The 888-nt window shown below is 59.0% G+C and carries 1 protein-coding gene and 1 pseudogene; one reads left to right on the top strand and one right to left on the bottom strand.

Annotated features, from left to right (window positions below):
- Nucleotides 1–226 (top strand): gamma-glutamylcyclotransferase (locus WH277_RS00325; protein ID WP_339503681.1); only part of this gene is annotated, 226 nt, incomplete at its 5' end.
- A gap of 68 nt (nt 227–294) precedes the next feature.
- On the opposite strand, the pseudogene WH277_RS00320 reads toward WH277_RS00325, so the two are convergent.
- A pseudogene (locus tag WH277_RS00320) lies at nt 295–888 on the bottom strand (serine/threonine protein kinase); the annotation flags it as partial.

Raw genomic sequence — 888 nt, 5'->3', positions numbered from 1 at the left:
GGTCTTTGTGATGGACCCGCGCCATGCGCTGTATGAGCCGGACTCCTGCCCGAAAACCATCGCGCCATTGATCGCACAAGCGAAAGGGCCGTTGGGCACCAACGCGCAGTATCTGTTTTCGCTGGAAACAGAGCTGAAGCAGCGGGGGATGCATGACGATTGTCTGACGGACCTGGTGCAGCGTGTGCGTGAATTACAGCAGTGCCACAATGGATTGGTGGGATAACCGCATCGCGATGGCCCACACGGAATAACGTCAAATGTGTATCCCGTGTGGGCATCGAACCCGCAGAACTAGCGCCCTGGGTTAATTAACCAGGTGCCTGCATGATCAATCTTCAACTGCTGACTGTGAACACCGGTTGAGGTACGCACTTCCAGATGATAATCCCCTGCCGCCAGGTTCAACGAGGCGTAACCGTTGTTGTTAGGTTTAACCTCCATCACATTGCCGTTCAGCAGCAGAGATTCGTTACTGCTCAGTTTCAGGTAGACGGTTGCCATCGCCGGCGCGCTGGCGGCAGGCGTCTGCACGGCGGCGGTAACGCTGCCGGGGGCATTGCTGGCGGCGGCAGAATGCTCGGGTGCTACATTATCGCTACGATTCAGTCCCCACACCAGGGCCGCTACTGCGATGACGGCCAGGCCACTGAGTAACATCAGCGGCCGCGACAGGCGTCTGGCCACGCGCGGTGCCATAACCGGCTCCGTGGTGCCCGCAGCAGGATTAACCGCCAGCGCAACGGGTTCGGGATCGGGTAACTGAGGCGGCTCTTCCTGCGGCACCACCACGTTACTCACCAGTTCACCCATTTCACTCACCGGAGAATCGAGCAGGGCGGCCAGATCATCAATGGACTGCGGACGCTGTTGCGGGTCCATCTGTAA

Origin of the sequence: Erwinia sp. MYb416, from assembly GCF_037479575.1 — a bacterium.
Lineage (GTDB): Bacteria > Pseudomonadota > Gammaproteobacteria > Enterobacterales > Enterobacteriaceae > Erwinia > Erwinia rhapontici.
Note: the sequence above shows the minus strand (reverse complement) of the source record. Positions and strands in the feature narration are given on the sequence as shown.